This is a genomic window from Pseudomonas sp. 1L-B-1-E-C1 (genome assembly GCF_057291835.1).
This window is the reverse complement of the sequence record NZ_JBXAWN010000008.1, coordinates 135191-153215: the sequence shown is the minus strand read 5'-3', so window position 1 is coordinate 153215 and position 18025 is coordinate 135191. Positions and strand designations below refer to the sequence as shown.

Annotated in this window: 15 protein-coding genes and 1 riboswitch; of the genes, 8 read left to right on the top strand and 7 right to left on the bottom strand. The window is 60.7% G+C overall.

The genetic code is table 11. The features are described 5' to 3' along the window. Positions 1 to 33: 33 nt before the first annotated feature. From AC0Z4S_RS15715 to tkt, 3 genes are all read right to left on the bottom strand, one after another. Positions 34 to 1197 carry a phosphoglycerate kinase gene (locus AC0Z4S_RS15715; protein WP_083353739.1) on the bottom strand — a complete coding sequence of 388 codons (1164 nt, stop codon included), beginning with the start codon at positions 1195 to 1197 and terminating at the stop codon, positions 34 to 36. 12 nt (positions 1198 to 1209) lie between these two features. Further along, on the bottom strand, positions 1210 to 2262 hold the full coding sequence (gene epd / locus AC0Z4S_RS15710) for an erythrose-4-phosphate dehydrogenase (RefSeq protein WP_042606605.1): 1053 nt from the start codon (positions 2260 to 2262) through the stop codon (positions 1210 to 1212). 166 nt (positions 2263 to 2428) lie between these two features. Continuing rightward, positions 2429 to 4426 carry a transketolase gene (gene tkt, locus AC0Z4S_RS15705; RefSeq protein WP_485623677.1) on the bottom strand — a complete coding sequence of 666 codons (1998 nt, stop codon included), beginning with the start codon at positions 4424 to 4426 and terminating at the stop codon, positions 2429 to 2431. A gap of 259 nt (positions 4427 to 4685) precedes the next feature. Here tkt and AC0Z4S_RS15700 point away from each other — a divergent pair, with 259 nt between their 5' ends. The 4 genes from AC0Z4S_RS15700 (at position 4686) to AC0Z4S_RS15685 (ending at position 9283) form a co-directional block, all read left to right on the top strand. Then, positions 4686 to 5681 (top strand): ArsR/SmtB family transcription factor, encoded by a 996-nt coding sequence (locus AC0Z4S_RS15700; RefSeq protein ID WP_485623676.1) that lies wholly within the window; start codon positions 4686 to 4688, stop codon positions 5679 to 5681. A gap of 18 nt (positions 5682 to 5699) precedes the next feature. Then, positions 5700 to 6890, top strand: coding sequence for a methionine adenosyltransferase (gene metK, locus AC0Z4S_RS15695; protein WP_024014624.1), 1191 nt, complete (start codon positions 5700 to 5702; stop codon positions 6888 to 6890). Positions 6891 to 7125: 235 nt separating this feature from the next. Then, the gene (gene ligB, locus AC0Z4S_RS15690) at positions 7126 to 8790 is read left to right on the top strand and encodes an NAD-dependent DNA ligase LigB (protein WP_485623675.1); all 1665 of its coding nucleotides are present in this window, start codon (positions 7126 to 7128) and stop codon (positions 8788 to 8790) included. A gap of 97 nt (positions 8791 to 8887) precedes the next feature. After that, positions 8888 to 9283, top strand: coding sequence for a DUF1090 domain-containing protein (locus AC0Z4S_RS15685; protein WP_485623674.1), 396 nt, complete (start codon positions 8888 to 8890; stop codon positions 9281 to 9283). Between the two features lie 156 nt (positions 9284 to 9439). Here AC0Z4S_RS15685 and AC0Z4S_RS15680 read toward each other — a convergent pair whose 3' ends face one another. Then, complete coding sequence (locus tag AC0Z4S_RS15680; RefSeq protein WP_485623673.1) at positions 9440 to 9889, bottom strand: c-type cytochrome; 450 nt, start codon at positions 9887 to 9889, stop codon at positions 9440 to 9442. A 128-nt stretch (positions 9890 to 10017) separates the two neighbouring features. Here AC0Z4S_RS15680 and mltA point away from each other — a divergent pair, with 128 nt between their 5' ends. After that, positions 10018 to 11190 carry a murein transglycosylase A gene (mltA, locus tag AC0Z4S_RS15675; protein WP_485623672.1) on the top strand — a complete coding sequence of 391 codons (1173 nt, stop codon included), beginning with the start codon at positions 10018 to 10020 and terminating at the stop codon, positions 11188 to 11190. Between the two features lie 92 nt (positions 11191 to 11282). Here the strand turns inward: mltA and AC0Z4S_RS15670 are convergent, their stop codons facing one another. Next, entirely contained in the window at positions 11283 to 11666 is a 384-nt protein-coding gene (locus tag AC0Z4S_RS15670; protein WP_471877141.1) for an MAPEG family protein, read from the bottom strand. Positions 11667 to 12001: 335 nt separating this feature from the next. Between AC0Z4S_RS15670 and AC0Z4S_RS15665 the strand changes: the two genes are divergently transcribed. Continuing rightward, positions 12002 to 13171 (top strand): MFS transporter, encoded by a 1170-nt coding sequence (locus AC0Z4S_RS15665; protein WP_071173880.1) that lies wholly within the window; start codon positions 12002 to 12004, stop codon positions 13169 to 13171. A 308-nt stretch (positions 13172 to 13479) separates the two neighbouring features. Then, positions 13480 to 14745, top strand: coding sequence for a cation:proton antiporter (locus tag AC0Z4S_RS15660; RefSeq protein ID WP_485623671.1), 1266 nt, complete (start codon positions 13480 to 13482; stop codon positions 14743 to 14745). Here the strand turns inward: AC0Z4S_RS15660 and AC0Z4S_RS15655 are convergent, their stop codons facing one another. Both AC0Z4S_RS15655 and AC0Z4S_RS15650 read right to left on the bottom strand, forming a co-directional pair. Further along, positions 14746 to 15633 (bottom strand): formate/nitrite transporter family protein, encoded by an 888-nt coding sequence (locus AC0Z4S_RS15655; protein WP_485623670.1) that lies wholly within the window; start codon positions 15631 to 15633, stop codon positions 14746 to 14748. It abuts the gene before it with no gap. Positions 15634 to 15845: 212 nt separating this feature from the next. Then, complete coding sequence (locus tag AC0Z4S_RS15650; protein WP_485623669.1) at positions 15846 to 16253, bottom strand: acyl-CoA thioesterase; 408 nt, start codon at positions 16251 to 16253, stop codon at positions 15846 to 15848. Positions 16254 to 16451: 198 nt separating this feature from the next. Continuing rightward, positions 16452 to 16550: riboswitch (S-adenosyl-L-homocysteine riboswitch) on the top strand. A gap of 23 nt (positions 16551 to 16573) precedes the next feature. Between AC0Z4S_RS15650 and ahcY the strand changes: the two genes are divergently transcribed. Beyond that, a complete protein-coding gene (ahcY, locus tag AC0Z4S_RS15645; protein WP_485623668.1) occupies positions 16574 to 17983 on the top strand; it encodes an adenosylhomocysteinase in 1410 nt (469 codons plus the stop codon). The last annotated feature ends 42 nt before the right edge of the window (positions 17984 to 18025 follow it).

Genomic DNA, 18025 nt, shown 5'->3' with positions numbered 1-18025 from the left:
AAAACACTCCTTTGCCTGGCCAAACGGGCGGCCTCAGGCCTTGGCCCGGGTTTCCAGGACTTCAACGGCTGGCAGCACTTTGCCCTCGACGAATTCGAGGAAAGCGCCACCACCGGTGGAAATGTAGGAGATTTGCTCAGCGACGCCATATTTATCGATCGCCGCCAGGGTGTCGCCGCCGCCAGCAATCGAGAATGCCGAGCTTTCGGCGATGGCCTGGGCGAGCACTTTGGTGCCGTTGCCGAACTGATCGAACTCGAACACGCCGACCGGGCCGTTCCACAGAATGGTTTTCGACGACTTCAGCAGCTCGGCGAAGTTGGCGGCGGTTTGCGGGCCGATGTCGAGAATCATGTCGTCAGCCGCAACGTCAGCGATCAGCTTGACGGTAGCTTCGGCGCTTTCGGCAAATTCCTTGGCGACCACGACGTCAACCGGCAACGGCACGCTGACTTTCGCCGCGATTTCACGGGCGGTGTCGAGCAGGTCCGGTTCGTACAGCGATTTGCCTACCGGGTGACCGGCGGCAGCGAGGAAGGTGTTGGCAATGCCGCCGCCGACGATCAGTTGATCGCAAATCTGGCTCAGGCTGTTCAGCACGTCGAGTTTGGTCGAGACCTTGGAGCCGGCGACGATGGCCGCCATCGGTTTGGCCGGTGCGCCCAGGGCTTTGCCCAGTGCGTCCAGTTCAGCGGCCAGCAACGGGCCGGCAGCGGCGACTTTGGCGAACTTGGCGACACCATGGGTCGAACCTTCGGCGCGGTGAGCAGTACCGAAAGCGTCCATCACGAACACGTCGCACAGGGCCGCGTATTGCTGAGCCAGGTCGTCGGCGTTCTTTTTCTCGCCCTTGTTGAAGCGCACGTTTTCGAACAGCACGATGTCGCCAGCCTTGACCTCGACACCGCCGAGGTAATCAGCCACCAGCGGCACTTCACGGCCCAGCGCTTTGCTCAGGTAGTCGGCGACAGGTTTCAGGCTGTTTTCGGCAGAGAACTCGCCTTCGGTCGGACGGCCCAGGTGCGAGCAGACCATCACCGCCGCGCCTTTTTCCAGGGCCAGCTTGATGGTCGGCAGCGAAGCCAGGATGCGCGCGTCGCTGGTGACAACACCGTCCTTGACGGGGACGTTGAGGTCTTCGCGGATCAATACGCGCTTACCTTGCAGATCGAGGTCGGACATCTTCAACACGGTCATGGGTCGCACTTCCTACGGTTTTTTTGAAGTTGCTGTTTGCAGATAGTGATCTGCAACGTCCAGCATTCGGTTGGCAAAACCCCACTCGTTGTCGAACCAGGCCAGGATGTTCACCAGTTTGGGACCGGAAACACGGGTCTGACTGGCATCGACGATGGCCGAATGTGGGTCATGGTTGAAATCACAGCTGGCGTGCGGCAACTCGGTGTAGGCCAGAAGGCCTTTGAGCGGGCCGCTGGTGGCGGCTTCGCGCAGGATCCGGTTGACCTCGTTGGCGTCAGTCGCCGTGGCGGTCTGCATCGTGATGTCGAGGCAGGACACGTTGACTGTCGGCACGCGCACGGCTTTGGCCTGAATTCGTCCGGCAAGTTCCGGCAGCAGGCGCTCGATACCGCGCGCCAGACCAGTGGACACCGGGATCACCGACTGGAACGCCGAACGGGTGCGGCGCAGGTCTTCATGGTGATAGGCGTCGATCACCGGCTGATCGTTCATCGCCGAGTGAATCGTCGTGATCGACACGTAATCCAGACCGATCGCCTGATCGAGCAGGCGCAGCAGCGGCACGCCGCAGTTGGTGGTGCACGAGGCGTTGGACACCAGCAGTTCGTCGCCCGTCAGGCAGTCCTGATTGACGCCGTAGACGATGGTGGCGTCGACATCCGCCTCGCTGGCCATCGGCTGCGAGAACAACACGCGCGGCGCGCCAGCGTCGAGAAACCGCTGACCATCGGCACGGGTGTGGTAAGCGCCGGAGCACTCCAGCACCAGATCGACGCCCAGCGACGCCCAATCGATGCCTTCGGGGGTGGCACTGCGCAGGACCTTCACGCAGTCGCCATTGATATGCAGACAATCGCCCTCAACCCGCACTTCGCCGGGAAAACGGCCGTGGGTGGAGTCGAAGCGTGTCAGGTATTCGATGCTGGCCATGTCGGCCAGATCGTTGATCGCGACAATTTCAAACCCGGCCTTCGCGCCGCGCTCGAACAACGCCCGCAAGACGCAACGACCAATGCGGCCGTAGCCGTTGAGTGCAACTTTGTAGGGACGCGGTTGAGGCATGGGGTTCTCGATAGAATTCGCTAACAACACAACCCCTGTAGGAGCTGACGAGTGAAACGAGGCTGCGATCTTTTGATCTTGTTTTTAAGATCAAGATCAAAAGATCGCAGCCTTCGGCAGCTCCTACAGGGGAACGCGGCGGCCAGGGCCACCGCATTCGTACTGCTTAGTCTTCCAGCAGCTCTTCAGCCTGACCCAGGATGTTTTCCAGGGTAAAGCCGAACTCTTCGAACAATGCCGAAGCCGGCGCCGACTCACCGTAGGTGGTCATGCCGATCACGCGACCTTCCAGACCCACGTACTTGAACCAGAAGTCGGCGTGGGCCGCTTCGATGGCAATACGTGCGCCGACCTGCAACGGCAGCACCGACTGCTTGTACTCCGCATCCTGAGCATCGAACGCGCTGGTGCACGGCATCGATACCACGCGAACCTTGCGGCCCTGCCCGGTCAGTTTGTCGAAGGCCTGCACGGCCAGACCCACTTCCGAACCGGTGGCGATCAGGATCAGCTCAGGCTCGCCTGCGCAGTCCTTGAGCACATAACCACCACGGCTGATGTTGGCGATCTGGCCAGCATCGCGTTCCTGATGCTGCAGGTTCTGCCGCGAGAAGATCAGCGCCGACGGGCCGTCCTTGCGCTCCAGAGCGTTTTTCCAGGCCACCGCCGATTCCACGGCATCGGCTGGACGCCAGGTGTCGAGGTTCGGCGTGCTGCGCAGGCTGGTCAGTTGCTCGATCGGCTGGTGGGTCGGGCCGTCTTCGCCCAGACCGATGGAGTCGTGGGTGTAGACGTGAATCACGCGCTTTTTCATCAATGCCGACATGCGTACGGCATTGCGCGCGTATTCCATGAACATCAGGAAGGTCGCGCCGTAAGGCACCAGACCGCCGTGCAGGGTGACGCCGTTCATGATCGCGGTCATGCCGAATTCGCGCACGCCGTAGTACATGTAGTTGCCGCTGGCGTCTTCAGCGTTGACGCCCTTGCAGCCTTTCCACAGGGTCAGGTTGGAACCGGCGAGGTCAGCCGAGCCGCCCAGCAGTTCCGGCAGCAGCGGACCAAAGGCGTTGAGGGTGTTCTGGCTGGCTTTGCGGCTGGCAATGGTCTCGCCCTTGGCCGCGACTTCGGCGATATAGGCCGAGGCTTTTTCCGAGAAGTCGGCCGGCAGTTCGCCGCTCAGACGACGGATCAGCTCGTTGGCTTCGGTCGGGAACGCAGCGGAGTAGGCGGCGAAACGCTGATCCCACTCGGCTTCCACCGCGCGACCAGCTTCTTTGGCGTCCCACTCGGCATAAATCTCGGCCGGGATTTCGAACGGGCCGTAGTTCCAGTTCAGCGCCTGGCGGGTCAGGGCGATTTCCGCGTCACCCAGCGGGGCGCCGTGGCAATCTTCCTTGCCCTGCTTGTTCGGCGAACCGAAACCGATGGTGGTCTTGCAGCAGATCAGTGTCGGCTGGGCGCTCTTGCGCGCGGTTTCGATGGCGGTCTTGATCTCTTCCGGATCGTGGCCGTCGACGTTGCGAATCACCTGCCAGTTGTAGGCTTCGAAACGCTTTGGCGTGTCATCGGTGAACCAGCCTTCGACTTCACCGTCGATGGAAATACCATTGTCATCGTAAAAGGCAATCAGCTTGCCCAGGCCCAGCGTGCCGGCCAGGGAGGCGACTTCGTGGGAAATGCCTTCCATCATGCAGCCGTCACCGAGGAACACGTAGGTGTGGTGGTCAACGATGTTGTGGCCGGGACGGTTGAACTGCGCGCCCAGCACTTTTTCCGCCAGAGCGAAACCGACGGCGTTGGCCAGACCCTGACCCAGCGGGCCGGTGGTGGTTTCGACGCCCGGGGTGTAACCGAATTCAGGGTGGCCCGGGGTGCGGCTGTGCAGTTGACGGAATTGCTTGAGGTCGTCGATCGACAGGTCGTAACCGGTCAGGTGCAGCAGCGAGTAGATCAACATCGAGCCGTGGCCGTTGGACAGCACGAAGCGGTCACGGTCGGCGAAAGACGGGTTGCTCGGGTTGTGCTTGAGGTAGTCGCGCCACAGCACTTCGGCAATATCTGCCATACCCATAGGGGCACCGGGATGGCCGCTGTTGGCTTTTTGCACGGCATCCATGCTGAGGGCACGAATGGCGTTGGCACGCTCACGACGGCTAGGCATCGCTGATCTCCTGGGTGTGAATAGACTGAAACGGAAAAAAGGAGGGCATTTTCCCTCACCCATGCGCCTCGGGGCAATGACAGATAGTCATCGGCAGGCGTTTTTCCAATCGATAGCACAGGTTTCGCTTGGTGAAACCTTTCCGCTATTCGTTTGTAGAGACTGCCGTCCGCCGAGAAGTGCCATTTATCGAGCAATATCAAAACTTTTTGATATTGACCTTGCGGTGCCTTGCCCCCGTCTCTAGACTGCCAGCCCTATGAACTTACGCGTGCCTTCCATTCGCCATGACGATTGCGACGAGCTGGCGGCCCTGTGCAAGGCCGGCGGCGATCCGCTGCGGCTGAATGTCTTGCGCGCGCTGGCCAACGATTCGTTCGGCGTGCTGGAGCTGGCGCAGATTTTCGGCATCGGCCAGTCGGGCATGAGCCACCACCTCAAGGTGCTGGCGCAAGCCGACCTGGTGGCAACACGCCGTGAGGGCAACGCGATTTTTTATCGTCGCGCCCTGCCCCACAGCGGATTGCTCGGCGGCAAGCTGCACGCGGCGTTGTTGGAAGAAGTCGACGATCTGGATCTGCCTGATGAAGTGCAAGCACGCATCGAGCAGGTTCATGGTCAGCGTGCCGCCGCCAGCCGGGACTTTTTCGCCCGGGTCGCGGAGAAATTCCGCGCCCAGCAAGATTTGATCGCAGGCCTGCCGCAGTACCGTGACAGCGTGCTGGCCCTGCTCGACAAACTGAACTTCGATGGTGCAGCCACGGCCATTGAAGTCGGCCCCGGCGATGGTGCTTTTCTGCCGGAACTGGCCCGTCGCTTCGGCACCGTAACCGCGCTGGACAACAGCCCGGCGATGCTCGAACTGGCGCGTCAGGTGTGCGAACGTGAACAGCTGGCTAACGTCAGCCTGCAATTGGCCGATGCATTGAACGGCACAAGCCTTCGGGCCGATTGCGTGGTGTTGAACATGGTCCTGCACCATTTCGCCGCCCCGGCCGATGCGCTCAGGCACATGGCCGACCTGCTGCAACCGTGCGGTAGCCTGCTCGTGACAGAGTTATGTAGCCACAACCAGAGTTGGGCCAGGGAGGCCTGCGGTGATCTCTGGTTGGGGTTTGAACAGGACGATCTGGCCCGTTGGGCCACCGCTGCGGGACTCGTTCCCGGGGAAAGCCTCTATGTAGGCTTACGTAATGGTTTCCAGATCCAGGTTCGCCACTTTCAGCGACCGGCTGGCGACACTCACCATCGGTAAATTCAGGAAAACATCGAGATGAGCGAATACTCCCTCTTCACCTCCGAGTCCGTGTCTGAAGGACATCCGGACAAAATCGCCGACCAGATTTCCGATGCGGTGCTGGACGCCATTATTGCCCAGGACAAACACGCTCGCGTGGCGGTGGAAACCCTGGTCAAGACCGGCGTGGCCATCGTTGCCGGTGAAGTGACCACCAGCGCCTGGGTCGACCTGGAGCAGATCGTTCGTGACGTGATTTGCGACATCGGCTACACCAGCTCCGAAGTCGGCTTCGACGGCGCCACCTGCGGCGTGATGAACATCATCGGCAAGCAGTCCCCCGACATCAACCAGGGTGTTGACCGCGCCAAGCCTGAAGATCAGGGCGCCGGCGACCAGGGCCTGATGTTCGGCTACGCCAGCAACGAAACCGACGTTCTGATGCCAGCGCCGATCACCTTCTCGCACCAGCTGGTGCAGCGTCAGGCTGAAGCGCGCAAGTCGGGCCTGCTGCCCTGGCTGCGTCCGGATGCCAAGTCGCAAGTCACCTGCCGTTATGAAGGCGGCAAGGTTGTCGGCATCGACGCTGTGGTTCTGTCGACCCAGCACAACCCGGAAGTGTCGTACAAGGACCTGCGCGAAGGCGTGATGGAACTGATCGTCAAGCACGTACTGCCTGCCGAACTGCTGAGCAAGGACACCCAGTTCCACATCAACCCGACCGGCCAGTTCATCATTGGCGGCCCGGTAGGTGACTGCGGTCTGACCGGCCGCAAGATCATCGTCGACAGCTACGGCGGCATGGCTCGTCACGGCGGCGGCGCGTTCTCCGGCAAGGATCCATCGAAGGTTGACCGTTCGGCGGCCTACGCTGGCCGTTACGTGGCCAAGAACATCGTTGCGGCCGGGCTGGCCGAGCGTTGCGAGATCCAGGTTTCCTACGCGATCGGTGTGGCTCAGCCTACCTCGATCTCGCTGAACACCTTCGGCACCGGCAAGATCAGTGATGACAAGATCATCAAACTGGTGCGTGAAGTGTTCGACCTGCGTCCATACGCGATCACCACCATGCTCGACCTGCTGCACCCGATGTACCAGGAAACCGCAGCCTACGGCCACTTCGGTCGTGCGCCGCAGACCAAGACCGTTGGCGAAGACAGCTTCACCACGTTCACCTGGGAAAAAACCGACCGCGCCGACGCCCTGCGTTCCGCCGCTGGCCTGTAATACCCTGGCTGCATGAAAGCCCCGCACGGTTCGCGCCGTGCGGGGCTTTTTCATGAAAGAGCAAAAGATCGCAGCCTTCGGCAGCTCCTACTTTGGAATGCGTTTCCTGTAGGAGCTGCCGAAGGCTGCGATCTTTTGACTTTGAACTAACGACATACCCCGCAAAACTCCCGCCCGACCTTGCTCGAAATTCTGACTAGCCTTCAACAACTATCCCTGAGCAAGGATGCTCACCATGCGCTCGCTGCTTGCCTTACTGCTGATTGTTATTGCCCATCCGACTCTCGCCAACTGCCCCGACTGGACTGCTTCCAAAGCGCAGAAGGAAATCACTACCCTGCAATACCAGATCGACCAATGGGACGAGGCCTATCATCGCGAAGGCCGTTCATTGATCAGCGACGAACTCTATGATCAGTCCCTGCTACGGCTGAATGAATGGCAAGCCTGTTTCAACCAACCCTCGCCACCGCAGCCCTTGCGCACCGCGTCCGGCGCGGTCACGCACCCCATCGCCCACACCGGTCTGGACAAGCTGCACAAAGCCGAAGACGTTGCCAACTGGCTGCGTGATCGCCAGAACGTCTGGGTGCAACCCAAAGTCGACGGCGTGGCCGTCACGCTGATCTACCGCCAGGGAATATTGCAGCAGGCCATTAGCCGAGGTGACGGCGTCAGCGGCCAGGACTGGACAGCCTCCGCGCGAAAGATCGCTGCCATTCCGCAACGCCTGACGCAGCCACGGGATCTGCTGGTACAGGGCGAACTCTATTGGCACCTGAACGCGCACGTTCAATCACAGGCCGGCAGCGTCAATGCCCGCGCTACCGTGGCCGGTCTTATGGGACGTAAATCTCTCGATGCCGAACAGGCCGCCGGGATCGGCCTGTTTGTCTGGGACTGGCCGCAAGGCCCGGTGCGGCTGCCGGAGAGATTGTCCGAACTTCAGGCATTGGGGTTCGCTGCCACCGAGCCTTATACACAGCCCATTAGCCAATTCGAAGACGCGCAAAAATGGCGCGAGCACTGGTATCGCTCGCCCCTGCCTTTTGCCAGCGACGGCGTGGTGCTGCGCCAGAGCCAACGGCCAACCGCCGAACGTTGGCAGGCCAAGGCACCTTATTGGGCGGTTGCCTGGAAATACCCGTTCGCCCAGGCATTGGCCGAAGTGCGCAAGGTCAATTTCAAGATCGGCCGCACCGGACGGATCACCCCAGTGCTGGAACTGCTGCCGGTCAGGCTCGATGACCGCGAGATCAAACGGGTCAGCGTCACCTCGCTCAAGCGCTGGCAAACCCTCGACATTCGCCCCGGCGATCAGGTGGCAATCAGTCTGGCCGGGCTGACCATTCCACGCCTGGACAGTGTCGTGTTGCGTACCAGCGAACGACCAGACATCAGCATTCCCAATACTGACGACTACCACGCCCTCAGTTGCTGGCAACCGACACCCGGCTGTGAAAGCCAGTTTCTCGCGCGTCTGACCTGGCTGAGTGGCAAGCAAGGTCTGGCCATGCAACATGTCGGGCGCGGGACCTGGGAGAAACTTTTGGAAATAGGCCGTCTGAAACACCTGCTGGATTGGCTGACCCTCGATGCGTCAGAGCTTGCTAACATTGCCGGCCTCGGCGAGCGCAGCAGCGCACGTCTGATCCACAGTTTTCACGGCGCGCGGCAAAAGCCGTTCGCTCAATGGTTGAAAGCACTGGGCATGCCGCCGGCCGGACAGGCACAACTGGCCGATTCGTGGCAGACCTTGGCACAACGCGACATTGAACAATGGCAGGCAGAAGCCGGCATCGGCCCGGGACGTGCAGCGCAACTGAGCGCATTCTTTCGCGACCCGCAGGTACTGGCTTTGAGTGAAACCTTGAGAGCCGCCGGAATCGACGGCTTCTGAACCTGCAATCCCCGCCCGACGGGAACCCAATGGCCGGCCAGACGCTCCAACAGCGCAGTGCCCTCCCACCCCGATTGCCTTTGCACATGGAGCTTTTATGAAATTTCTCGCACCGCTCGCCCTGCTTACTCTTTGCGGCGTCATGGCCGCCCCGGTCATGGCCGAAGAAGACGGTCCGGGTCTGACCGGTTGCGCTGCCAAGAAGCAGGGCATCATCAATCAGATCGAACAGGCCAAATCCCGCGGCAACATGGAGCAGCAGGCAGGTCTGGAAACCGCACTGCGTGAAGTAAACGAACACTGCACCGACGCCGGGCTGAAGAAAGAACGTGAGAACAAGGTGCTTGAGGCCAAGCATGAGGTGAGCGAGCGTCAGGCGGATCTCGACAAGGCCATGAAGAAAGGCGATCCAGAGAAGATCAACAAGCGCAAGGAGAAGCTGGCCGAGTCGCGCAAGGAACTGCAGGAAGCGCTGGACGAGATCGATAAGTAAGCAGTGATGCAGTGAGTTTGATGGCCTTTTCGTCGGATCGCCGCCCGGAACAAGCTCGCTCCCACAAGGTTTTCCGGGGTACACAACATTCATGCTCACTGAAGACCACTGTGGGAGCGAGCTTGCTCGCGAAGGCGTCAGCTCAAGCAATAGAAATCAATGATCTCGAAACTCTTTATGGCAGGCACTGCAGGCATCCTCGACTTTCTGCACTGCCGGTCCGAGATTGCTGGCCTTGTGCGGCTGAACCTGACTGGCGACCACCAGTTCACCGGTAGCCGCTTCAAGGGCGCGGGCCAGCTCCTGAAAACGCGCCTGTTTCTGCCAGACATCGTCCCTGGCGCTGGTGTGATCTTCTTCGCGCACCTGCGGGAAATGCTTCCACGGTTCATGGGACAAAGCATCAAGCTTGACCGCGCCCTCGGCAAATTTCGGTCCGTCGAAGGCAATGCGCCCGCGCAACATGCCGCCGAGGTCTTCGCTGGTCTTGAGCATCTGCTTGAAGATGGCCTTGCGCTGACCCAGCGGCGAATTCGGGTCAACGCCGCCACAGGCGGACAAGGTCAGGCAGGCCAGCAATACAACAGCAAATCGTTTCAGAGTCATGGTGGCTTCAGGTCACGGAAATCGGCGGCCAGTATCCTCGGCTCACCGGAAAACACCAATAGCCCTATTAAAAATACGGGTTGGTCGAGCGCATGGAGCACTCGGCCAACCGGCACAGGAATCACTCCATGAACAGCCGCTTCACGGCCTGGCGTCACCCGCTTCTCGTCACCCTGCCAATTCTGGCCGTCCTCGCCGGCTGCACCGGCGGCGACAACGCCGAACCGAAGACCCATGCGCTGGCCACCTATTCCAGCGCGACCTGGGAAGCCTTGCCAGCGGTCTCCGACAACGACCTGGTCGCCGGTTTCGGCTCGTGGCGCAGCGCCTGCACCCGACTCAAAGCCGACGCAATCTGGGGCCCGACCTGCGCTGCGGCGGCCAATGTGCCGCAGAGCGCCGCCGAGATTCGCACGTTCCTCAAGCAGAACCTCGATGTCTACGGCCTGCGCGCCGAGAACGACAACCCCAACGGTCTGATCACCGGCTACTACGAACCGGTCTACCCCGGCAGCCTGACGCCAACCGCAACGGCAAACGTGCCAGTGTATGGCGTGCCCGAAGACATGATCATCGTCTCGCTCGACAGCATCTACCCCGAATTGAAAGGCAAGCGCCTGCGCGGGCGCCTAGAAGGTCGCGTGCTCAAGCCTTACGATGACGCGGCGACCATTGAGTCAAAAGGCGTGAAAGCGCCGGTGGTCGCCTATCTGACTGACCCGATGAACCTGCAATTTCTGCAAATTCAAGGGTCGGGCCGGATTCAGACCGAGGACGGCAAACAATTGCGCATCGCCTACGCCGATCAGAATGGCCACCCGTACCGGCCGATCGGTCGCTGGCTGGTCGAGCAAGGCGAGCTGAAAAAAGAAGAGGTGACCATGAGCGCGATCAGCAATTGGGCCAAGGCCAACCCGACGCGCATTCCGCAACTGCTCGCCAGCAACCCGAGCTACGTGTTTTTCACCCGCAACCCGGACAGCAACGAAGGCCCGCGCGGCTCGCTGAACGTGCCGTTGACCGCCGGCTACAGCGCGGCAGTGGACCGCAAGGTGATCCCGTTGGGCAGTCTGTTATGGCTGTCGACCACCAAACCCGATGGCACACCGCTGGTGCGCCCGGTCGCAGCGCAGGACACCGGCGGTGCGATCGCCGGCGAGGTTCGTGCGGATCTCTTTTGGGGCACCGGCGATGCGGCCGGGCAACTGGCCGGGGACATGAAGCAGCAGGGGCAGATCTGGATGCTCTGGCCTAAAGGAAAAGAATTGCCGCAAGTGCCGCAGGTGGCTGACAAACCTTGAAAGCAAAAGATCGCAGCCTTCGGCAGCTCCTACAAGGGAACGCGAAATCCTCTGTAGGAGCTGCCGAAGGCTGCGATCTTTTGACCTTGCTTTTAAATGGACACAAAGAAAAACGAAGCAATCAGCGCCATCCCGATAAACCACACCACCGAGCGCAGTGCAGCCCAGTCGGCCAGGTAGCAAATGATGTACAGCAGGCGACTGGTGATAAACAGCACGGCCAGCACATTGACCGTCACCAGCTCCGCCGTGCCGACCAGATGCGCGACGATCACCGCCGCCGCAAACGCCGGCGTCACTTCAAAGCTGTTCAGCTGCGCGGCATGGGCGCGACGGGCGACGCCATCGACGCTGTCGAGGAAATCCCGTGGATCGTAATTGTCCTTCAGGCGAAAACCGCCGCTTGCCTTCGCCACGATCGTGCACACGTACGGCAGAAAAATCGCGATCAACACACACCAAAGAGCCACCGTCATAACGTCGTCCTTTTTTCGATTCGAGTAATTGGCGAGCGGTCAGAACTTCATCACCCAGCATGCCGATCAGCACCTGCCCACAGGCTAAGAGCCGTGGCCGGCCGAAAGGTTCTTTCAGGTGGGCATATCACGGCACTTCCAGTGAGCCGTCGATTAGTCAGATTATTGATTCGCCATGTGTCAGCAGCTGTTTATACTGCACCTCACCACGCCGTACTCAGCTGCACACCCAAAAATTCCAATAAAAGCTGCCTGCTCCGCTTTCCTTGCGAAAACGGTCGCTGGCACGCGTATGCCTGATCAAAGCGTCAAGACTACTGACAGAGACCTTGCGCATGCCCCTCGCTTTGCTTGCACTCGCCGTTGCCGCTTTCGGTATCGGCACCACCGAATTCGTCATCATGGGCCTGCTGCCCGATGTCGCCCGCGACCTTGCCGTGAGCATTCCACACGCAGGACTGCTGATCACCGGTTACGCTCTGGGCGTGGTGTTCGGCGCGCCGATTCTGGCGATCGGCACCGCCAACATGCCGCGCAAAGCGACGCTGCTGGGCATGACGCTGATGTTCATTCTCGGCAACGTGCTCTGCGCGCTCGCGCCGAACTACGCAACACTGATGGCGGCACGCGTGGTCACGGCGCTGTGCCATGGGGCGTTCTTCGGCATTGGTTCGGTGGTCGCCGCCGGATTGGTGGCACCGAACAAACGTGCACAGGCCATCGCGATGATGTTCACCGGCCTGACCCTGGCCAACGTGCTTGGCGTGCCCTTGGGCACAGCGCTGGGCCAATACGCTGGCTGGCGTTCGACCTTCTGGGCGGTGTCGGTGATCGGCATTGTCGCCGCGCTGGCGCAATGGTTGTGGTTGCCCAAACACATCGCGATGGACAAGGCCAACCTCGCCAGCGAATTCAAGGTTTTGGGCAAGGCCAACGTGCTGCTGGCGCTGGGCATGAGCGTGCTGGCCTCGACCAGTCTGTTCAGCGTGTTCACCTATATCGCACCGATTCTGCAAGACATCACTGGCGTCAGCCCCCACGGCGTGACGGTGATGCTGCTGTTGTTCGGCGTCGGCCTGACAGCAGGCAGTATGCTCGGCGGACGCCTGGCTGACAGCCGTTTGCTGCCGTCACTGGTCGGTGTGGCACTGGCGGTTGTGGTGATTCTGGCGGCGTTCAGCCAGACCAGCCGTGCAGTCATTCCAGCAGCGATCACGCTGGTGCTGTGGGGAATTTTCGCTTTTGCGCTGTGCCCGATTCTGCAGCTGTTGATCATCGATCAGGCGCATGAAGCGCCGAATCTCGGTTCGACGCTGAACCAGAGCGCGTTCAACCTCGGCAATGCGGCAGGTGCCTGGATCGGCGGGCTGGTAGTGGCCAGCGGCGCGGATCTGGCGGACTTGCCTTGGACCGGGGCGCTGGTCGGCGTGCTGACGGTGCTGACGGCGCTGCTGTTCATTTACCTGCAACGTCGGCGGGCCAGTGCGGTCAATGTGTCTGGCTGATTGTGGGGTGCCAGATGCAGCCCTCACCCTAGCCCTCTCCCAGTGGGAGAGGGGACTGATCGGGGGATGCTCGATACCCACGCCGACTTTAACGTGCTTTGCTGAATCCATAATCGCCCCGGTTGTTCAGGTCGATGCATCTCGCCAGACACCTCGGTCGGCCCCCTCTCCCTCTGGGAGAGGGCTGGGGTGAGGGCTGTTGAATTTGACTCCGGATTCGGATGTGCCCTCAGCCACCCCCGCCCCATCAAACCCCTGCGTCCAGACTCCGGTCGCGCTCCATTCACCCTTCATCCAAAGGACCCCGGATGCTTGAACTTGCCGCCGCTTTCATCTGCCTCACCACCCTCCTGACCTTCGTCAATTTCCGCTTCATCGGCCTGCCGCCGACCATCGGCGTGATGGTTACCGCCCTGCTGTTCTCGCTGATCCTGCAAGGCCTCAGCGTGCTTGGTTTTCCGGGGCTCGAAGACCGTGTGCAGCAACTGATCGGCCAGATCGACTTCGGCGATCTGCTGATGAACTGGATGCTGTCGTTCCTGCTGTTCGCCGGCGCCCTGCACGTCAACCTGAATGACTTGCGCAGCTACCGCTGGCCGATCGGCCTGCTGGCCACCTTCGGTGTGTTGATTGCCACCGTGGTGATCGGCAGCCTGGCTTTCTACATTTTTGCCCTGTTCGGCTGGCACGTGAGTTTCCTCTACTGCCTGTTGTTCGGCGCGCTGATCTCACCGACCGACCCGATTGCGGTGCTCGGCGTATTGCGTACCGCCAATGCTTCGAAACCGCTGAAAACCACCATCGTCGGCGAGTCACTATTCAACGACGGCACGGCGGTTGTGGTGTTCACCGTGCTGCTGGGCATCGCGCAACTGGGCGAAACCCCGACCGTCAGCGCCACCGCCATGCTCTTCGTTCATGAAGCGATTGGCGGTGTGTTGTTCGGTGGGCTGATCGGCTATCTGGTCTATCGGATGATCAAAAGCGTCGAGCAGCATCAGATCACGGTGATGCTGACTCTGGCCCTGGTGATCGGCGGTTCGGCGATGTCCACCGAGCTGCACGTTTCGGCGCCGATCGCGATGGTGGTTGCCGGGCTGATCATCGGCAACCTGGGGCGCAATCTGGCGATGAACGACATGACCCGGCGCTATCTGGACGGTTTCTGGGAATTGCTCGATGACATGCTCAACGCACTGCTGTTTGCGCTGATCGGCATGGAGTTGTTGCTGCTGCCGTTCAACTGGCTGCACATGGCCGCCGCAGGTCTGCTGGCGGTGGCGATTCTGCTGTCGCGCCTGCTCACTGTGGCGCCGGCGATCCTCTTGCTGCGTCGCTGGCGCTCAGTGCCGGCCGGCACCATCCGCATCCTGACCTGGGGTGGTTTGCGCGGCGGTGTTTCGGTGGCACTGGCGCTGGCCCTGCCGCTGGGCCCGGAGCGCGATCTGCTGCTGAGCATCACCTACATCGTCGTGCTGTCGTCGATCCTGCTGCAGGGCCTGACCATCGGCAAACTGGTCAAGCACGCGACGCGCAACGAGCCGGCCAGCGTGCCTGAGCCATCCCACCACTGATCATTTCTTGATCGACTGCGGATCGGGCTCAACCGCCTGGTCCGCAGGCTCCTTCGGCGCACCGCTTTCACTGCGAATCTGCGCATGGCTGATCAGCGCGAAGATGAAACTGCCGCCAATGATATTTCCCGCCAGCGTCGGCGCGGCGAACACCGCCCAGAAATCACTCCACGGCAATTCGCCGGCAAACACCAGATACGACACTTCAGCGGATCCGACGACGATGTGAGTGAAGTCGCCCAGCGCCATGAAGTAGGTGATGAGGATGATGATCCACATCTTCGCGCTCTCCATGGACGGAATCATCCAGACCATGGTGGCGATCATCCAGCCGGAAACAATACCCTTGGCGAACATCTGACTGGCGCTGTGCTCCATGACCTTGCGGCCGATTTCGAGGAAAGCGACGTCGGTCTTGCTGTCGAAGATCGGCAGTTCCAGCATCACATACGCAACCAGAATCGTCCCGCAGAGATTGCCGACCAACACCACGCTCCACAGGCGGATCAGCCGGGCGAAATTCAGCAGCGTCGGCTTGGTCATCACCGGCAGGACGGCGGTCAGGGTGTTTTCGGTGAACAGTTGCTGGCGCGCAAGGATCACCGCGAGGAAACCCGCGCAGTAGCCGAAACTGGCGATCACCTTGAATTCGTCGCCCTCGGGCAGACGCGAATTGAGCAGGCCCATGCCCATCAGGGACAGGCCCATGGTCAGGCCAGCGGCCAGCGCCGACCACCACAGCGCGGCAATGCTGCGCTCCAGTTCCTGGTCGCCCTGGGTGCGGATGATTTCATGCAGAACGGCCGCGCGCGGCGGCTGGCTCTTCTCGACTTCGTGCTGCTCCTTGGCCGAGAGGTCGGGGGTCTTGTCGCTGGTGGGGGTGGTCATGGCGTGGCAACCGGTGGGGGGCGATGTAGCTACGACCGTTGCGCTTGGGAATACGTTCTGTAGGCGCGGCGCAAATCTCTGGATGTACACGCACCCTAAGGTAGGAGCTGCCGAAGGCTGCGATCTTTTGATCTTGATTTTTTAAGATCAAGATCAAGATCAAGATCAAGATCAAAAGATCGCAGCCTTCGGCAGCTCCTACGGGGCTCGCATTACTCGCTGAGGGCTTCGTCATCCTTGAACTGGTCTTTCACATATTTGATCTCGGTGCGCCCGTGCGGCGCCGGCAGGCCGTCTTCGCCGAGGTTGACGAACACCATCTTCTCCACGGTCAGAATGCTCTTGCGGGTAATCTTGTTGCGCACTTCGCAGGTCAGGGTGATCGAGGTGCGGCCGAATTCGGTGGCGGTGATGCCCAGTTCGATGATGTCGCCCTGGCGCGAGGCGCTGACGAAGTTGATTTCCGAGATGTACTTGGTCACCACACGCTGGTTGCCCAATTGCACGATGGCGTAGATCGCCGCTTCTTCATCGATCCAGCGCAGCAGGCTACCGCCGAACAGGGTGCCGTTGGGGTTGAGGTCTTCGGGTTTAACCCATTTGCGGGTGTGGAAATTCATGTTCACTCCTGAGCGCTTGCCGAAAGATGCGCCCATCTTGGCAGACTGATCAGTCAGGCTCCAGGCAGCTGCGACTATGGTCGCCATTGGCGATCTTCATCTGGCCGACAGAAACCCTTTGGAAGATCAGCCCGGACGGCTATAATCGCCCCCGTTTCAAAAACCGGTAACGTTCACTGGCTACCGTTTTCCCGCCACCTGTCCGAGGGGCGCTGCAGCAGGTTCGACCTGTCAGGCTCGGATGGGGCGTTGACCGGCTCATCCCGGACACTAAACGCACAACGGCGCCCATTCGCATACATTACGAATGGAGGCTCTTCATGAGCGCTGTCAACACGCCTGCCGATTTTACCGATTACAAAGTTGCCGACATGTCCCTTGCTGCCTGGGGCCGTCGCGAAACCATCATCGCCGAATCGGAAATGCCTGCCCTGATGGGTCTGCGCCGCAAGTACGCTTCCGAGCAGCCACTCAAAGGCGCGAAAATCCTCGGCTGCATCCACATGACCATCCAGACTGCCGTGCTGATCGAAACCCTGGTTACCCTGGGTGCCGAAGTACGCTGGTCGTCCTGCAACATTTTCTCCACTCAGGACCAGGCCGCTGCCGCTATCGCTGCCGCCGGTATCCCGGTGTTCGCCTGGAAAGGCGAAACTGAAGAAGAGTACGAGTGGTGCCTGGAGCAGACCATCCTCAAGGATGGCCAGCCATGGGACGCCAACATGATCCTCGACGACGGCGGCGACCTGACCGAGCTGCTGCACAAGAAATACCCGCAAGTGCTCGATCGCGTTCACGGCGTGACCGAAGAAACCACCACTGGCGTGCACCGTCTGCTGGACATGCTGGCCAAGGGCGAGCTGAAAATCCCGGCGATCAACGTCAACGACTCGGTGACCAAGTCCAAGAACGACAACAAGTACGGCTGCCGTCACAGCCTGAACGATGCGATCAAGCGCGGCACCGACCACCTGCTGTCCGGCAAGCAAGCGCTGGTCATCGGTTACGGTGACGTGGGCAAGGGCTCGGCCCAGTCCCTGCGTCAGGAAGGCATGATCGTCAAAGTGTCGGAAGTCGACCCGATCTGCGCCATGCAAGCCTGCATGGACGGTTTCGAACTGGTGTCGCCGTTCATCGACGGTATCAACGACGGTTCCGAAGCGAGCATCGACAAAGCGCTGCTGGGCAAGATCGATCTGATCGTGACCACCACCGGTAACGTCAATGTCTGCGACGCGAACATGCTCAAAGCCCTGAAAAAGCGCGCCGTGGTCTGCAACATTGGTCACTTCGACAACGAAATCGACACCGCTTTCATGCGCAAGAACTGGGCATGGGAAGAAGTCAAACCACAGGTGCACAAGGTTCACCGCACCGGTGCCGGCAGCTTCGATGCACAGAACGACGACTACCTGATCCTGCTGGCCGAAGGCCGTCTGGTGAACCTGGGCAACGCCACCGGTCACCCGAGCCGCATCATGGACGGTTCGTTCGCCAACCAGGTCCTGGCGCAGATCTTCCTGTTCGGCCAGAAGTACGCCGACCTGTCGCCAGCGCAGAAAGCCGAGCGTCTGACCGTTGAAGTCCTGCCGAAGAAACTCGACGAAGAAGTGGCCCTGGAAATGGTTCGCGGCTTCGGCGGCGTGGTCACCCAACTGACCAAGCAACAGGCTGACTACATCGGCGTGACCGTCGAAGGCCCGTTCAAGCCGCACGCCTACCGTTACTAACAGGCGCTGAATGCTCGCTCTCCCTGTGGGAGCGAGCTTGCT

Coding starts and splice junctions, on each gene's coding strand:
- AC0Z4S_RS15715 (WP_083353739.1), bottom strand. CDS start 1,197: ATGACCGTGTTGAAGATGTCCGACCTCGATCTGCAAGGTAAGCGCGTA.
- epd (WP_042606605.1), bottom strand. CDS start 2,262: ATGCCTCAACCGCGTCCCTACAAAGTTGCACTCAACGGCTACGGCCGC.
- tkt (WP_485623677.1), bottom strand. CDS start 4,426: ATGCCTAGCCGTCGTGAGCGTGCCAACGCCATTCGTGCCCTCAGCATG.
- AC0Z4S_RS15700 (WP_485623676.1), top strand. CDS start 4,686: ATGAACTTACGCGTGCCTTCCATTCGCCATGACGATTGCGACGAGCTG.
- metK (WP_024014624.1), top strand. CDS start 5,700: ATGAGCGAATACTCCCTCTTCACCTCCGAGTCCGTGTCTGAAGGACAT.
- ligB (WP_485623675.1), top strand. CDS start 7,126: ATGCGCTCGCTGCTTGCCTTACTGCTGATTGTTATTGCCCATCCGACT.
- AC0Z4S_RS15685 (WP_485623674.1), top strand. CDS start 8,888: ATGAAATTTCTCGCACCGCTCGCCCTGCTTACTCTTTGCGGCGTCATG.
- AC0Z4S_RS15680 (WP_485623673.1), bottom strand. CDS start 9,889: ATGACTCTGAAACGATTTGCTGTTGTATTGCTGGCCTGCCTGACCTTG.
- mltA (WP_485623672.1), top strand. CDS start 10,018: ATGAACAGCCGCTTCACGGCCTGGCGTCACCCGCTTCTCGTCACCCTG.
- AC0Z4S_RS15670 (WP_471877141.1), bottom strand. CDS start 11,666: ATGACGGTGGCTCTTTGGTGTGTGTTGATCGCGATTTTTCTGCCGTAC.
- AC0Z4S_RS15665 (WP_071173880.1), top strand. CDS start 12,002: ATGCCCCTCGCTTTGCTTGCACTCGCCGTTGCCGCTTTCGGTATCGGC.
- AC0Z4S_RS15660 (WP_485623671.1), top strand. CDS start 13,480: ATGCTTGAACTTGCCGCCGCTTTCATCTGCCTCACCACCCTCCTGACC.
- AC0Z4S_RS15655 (WP_485623670.1), bottom strand. CDS start 15,633: ATGACCACCCCCACCAGCGACAAGACCCCCGACCTCTCGGCCAAGGAG.
- AC0Z4S_RS15650 (WP_485623669.1), bottom strand. CDS start 16,253: ATGAATTTCCACACCCGCAAATGGGTTAAACCCGAAGACCTCAACCCC.
- ahcY (WP_485623668.1), top strand. CDS start 16,574: ATGAGCGCTGTCAACACGCCTGCCGATTTTACCGATTACAAAGTTGCC.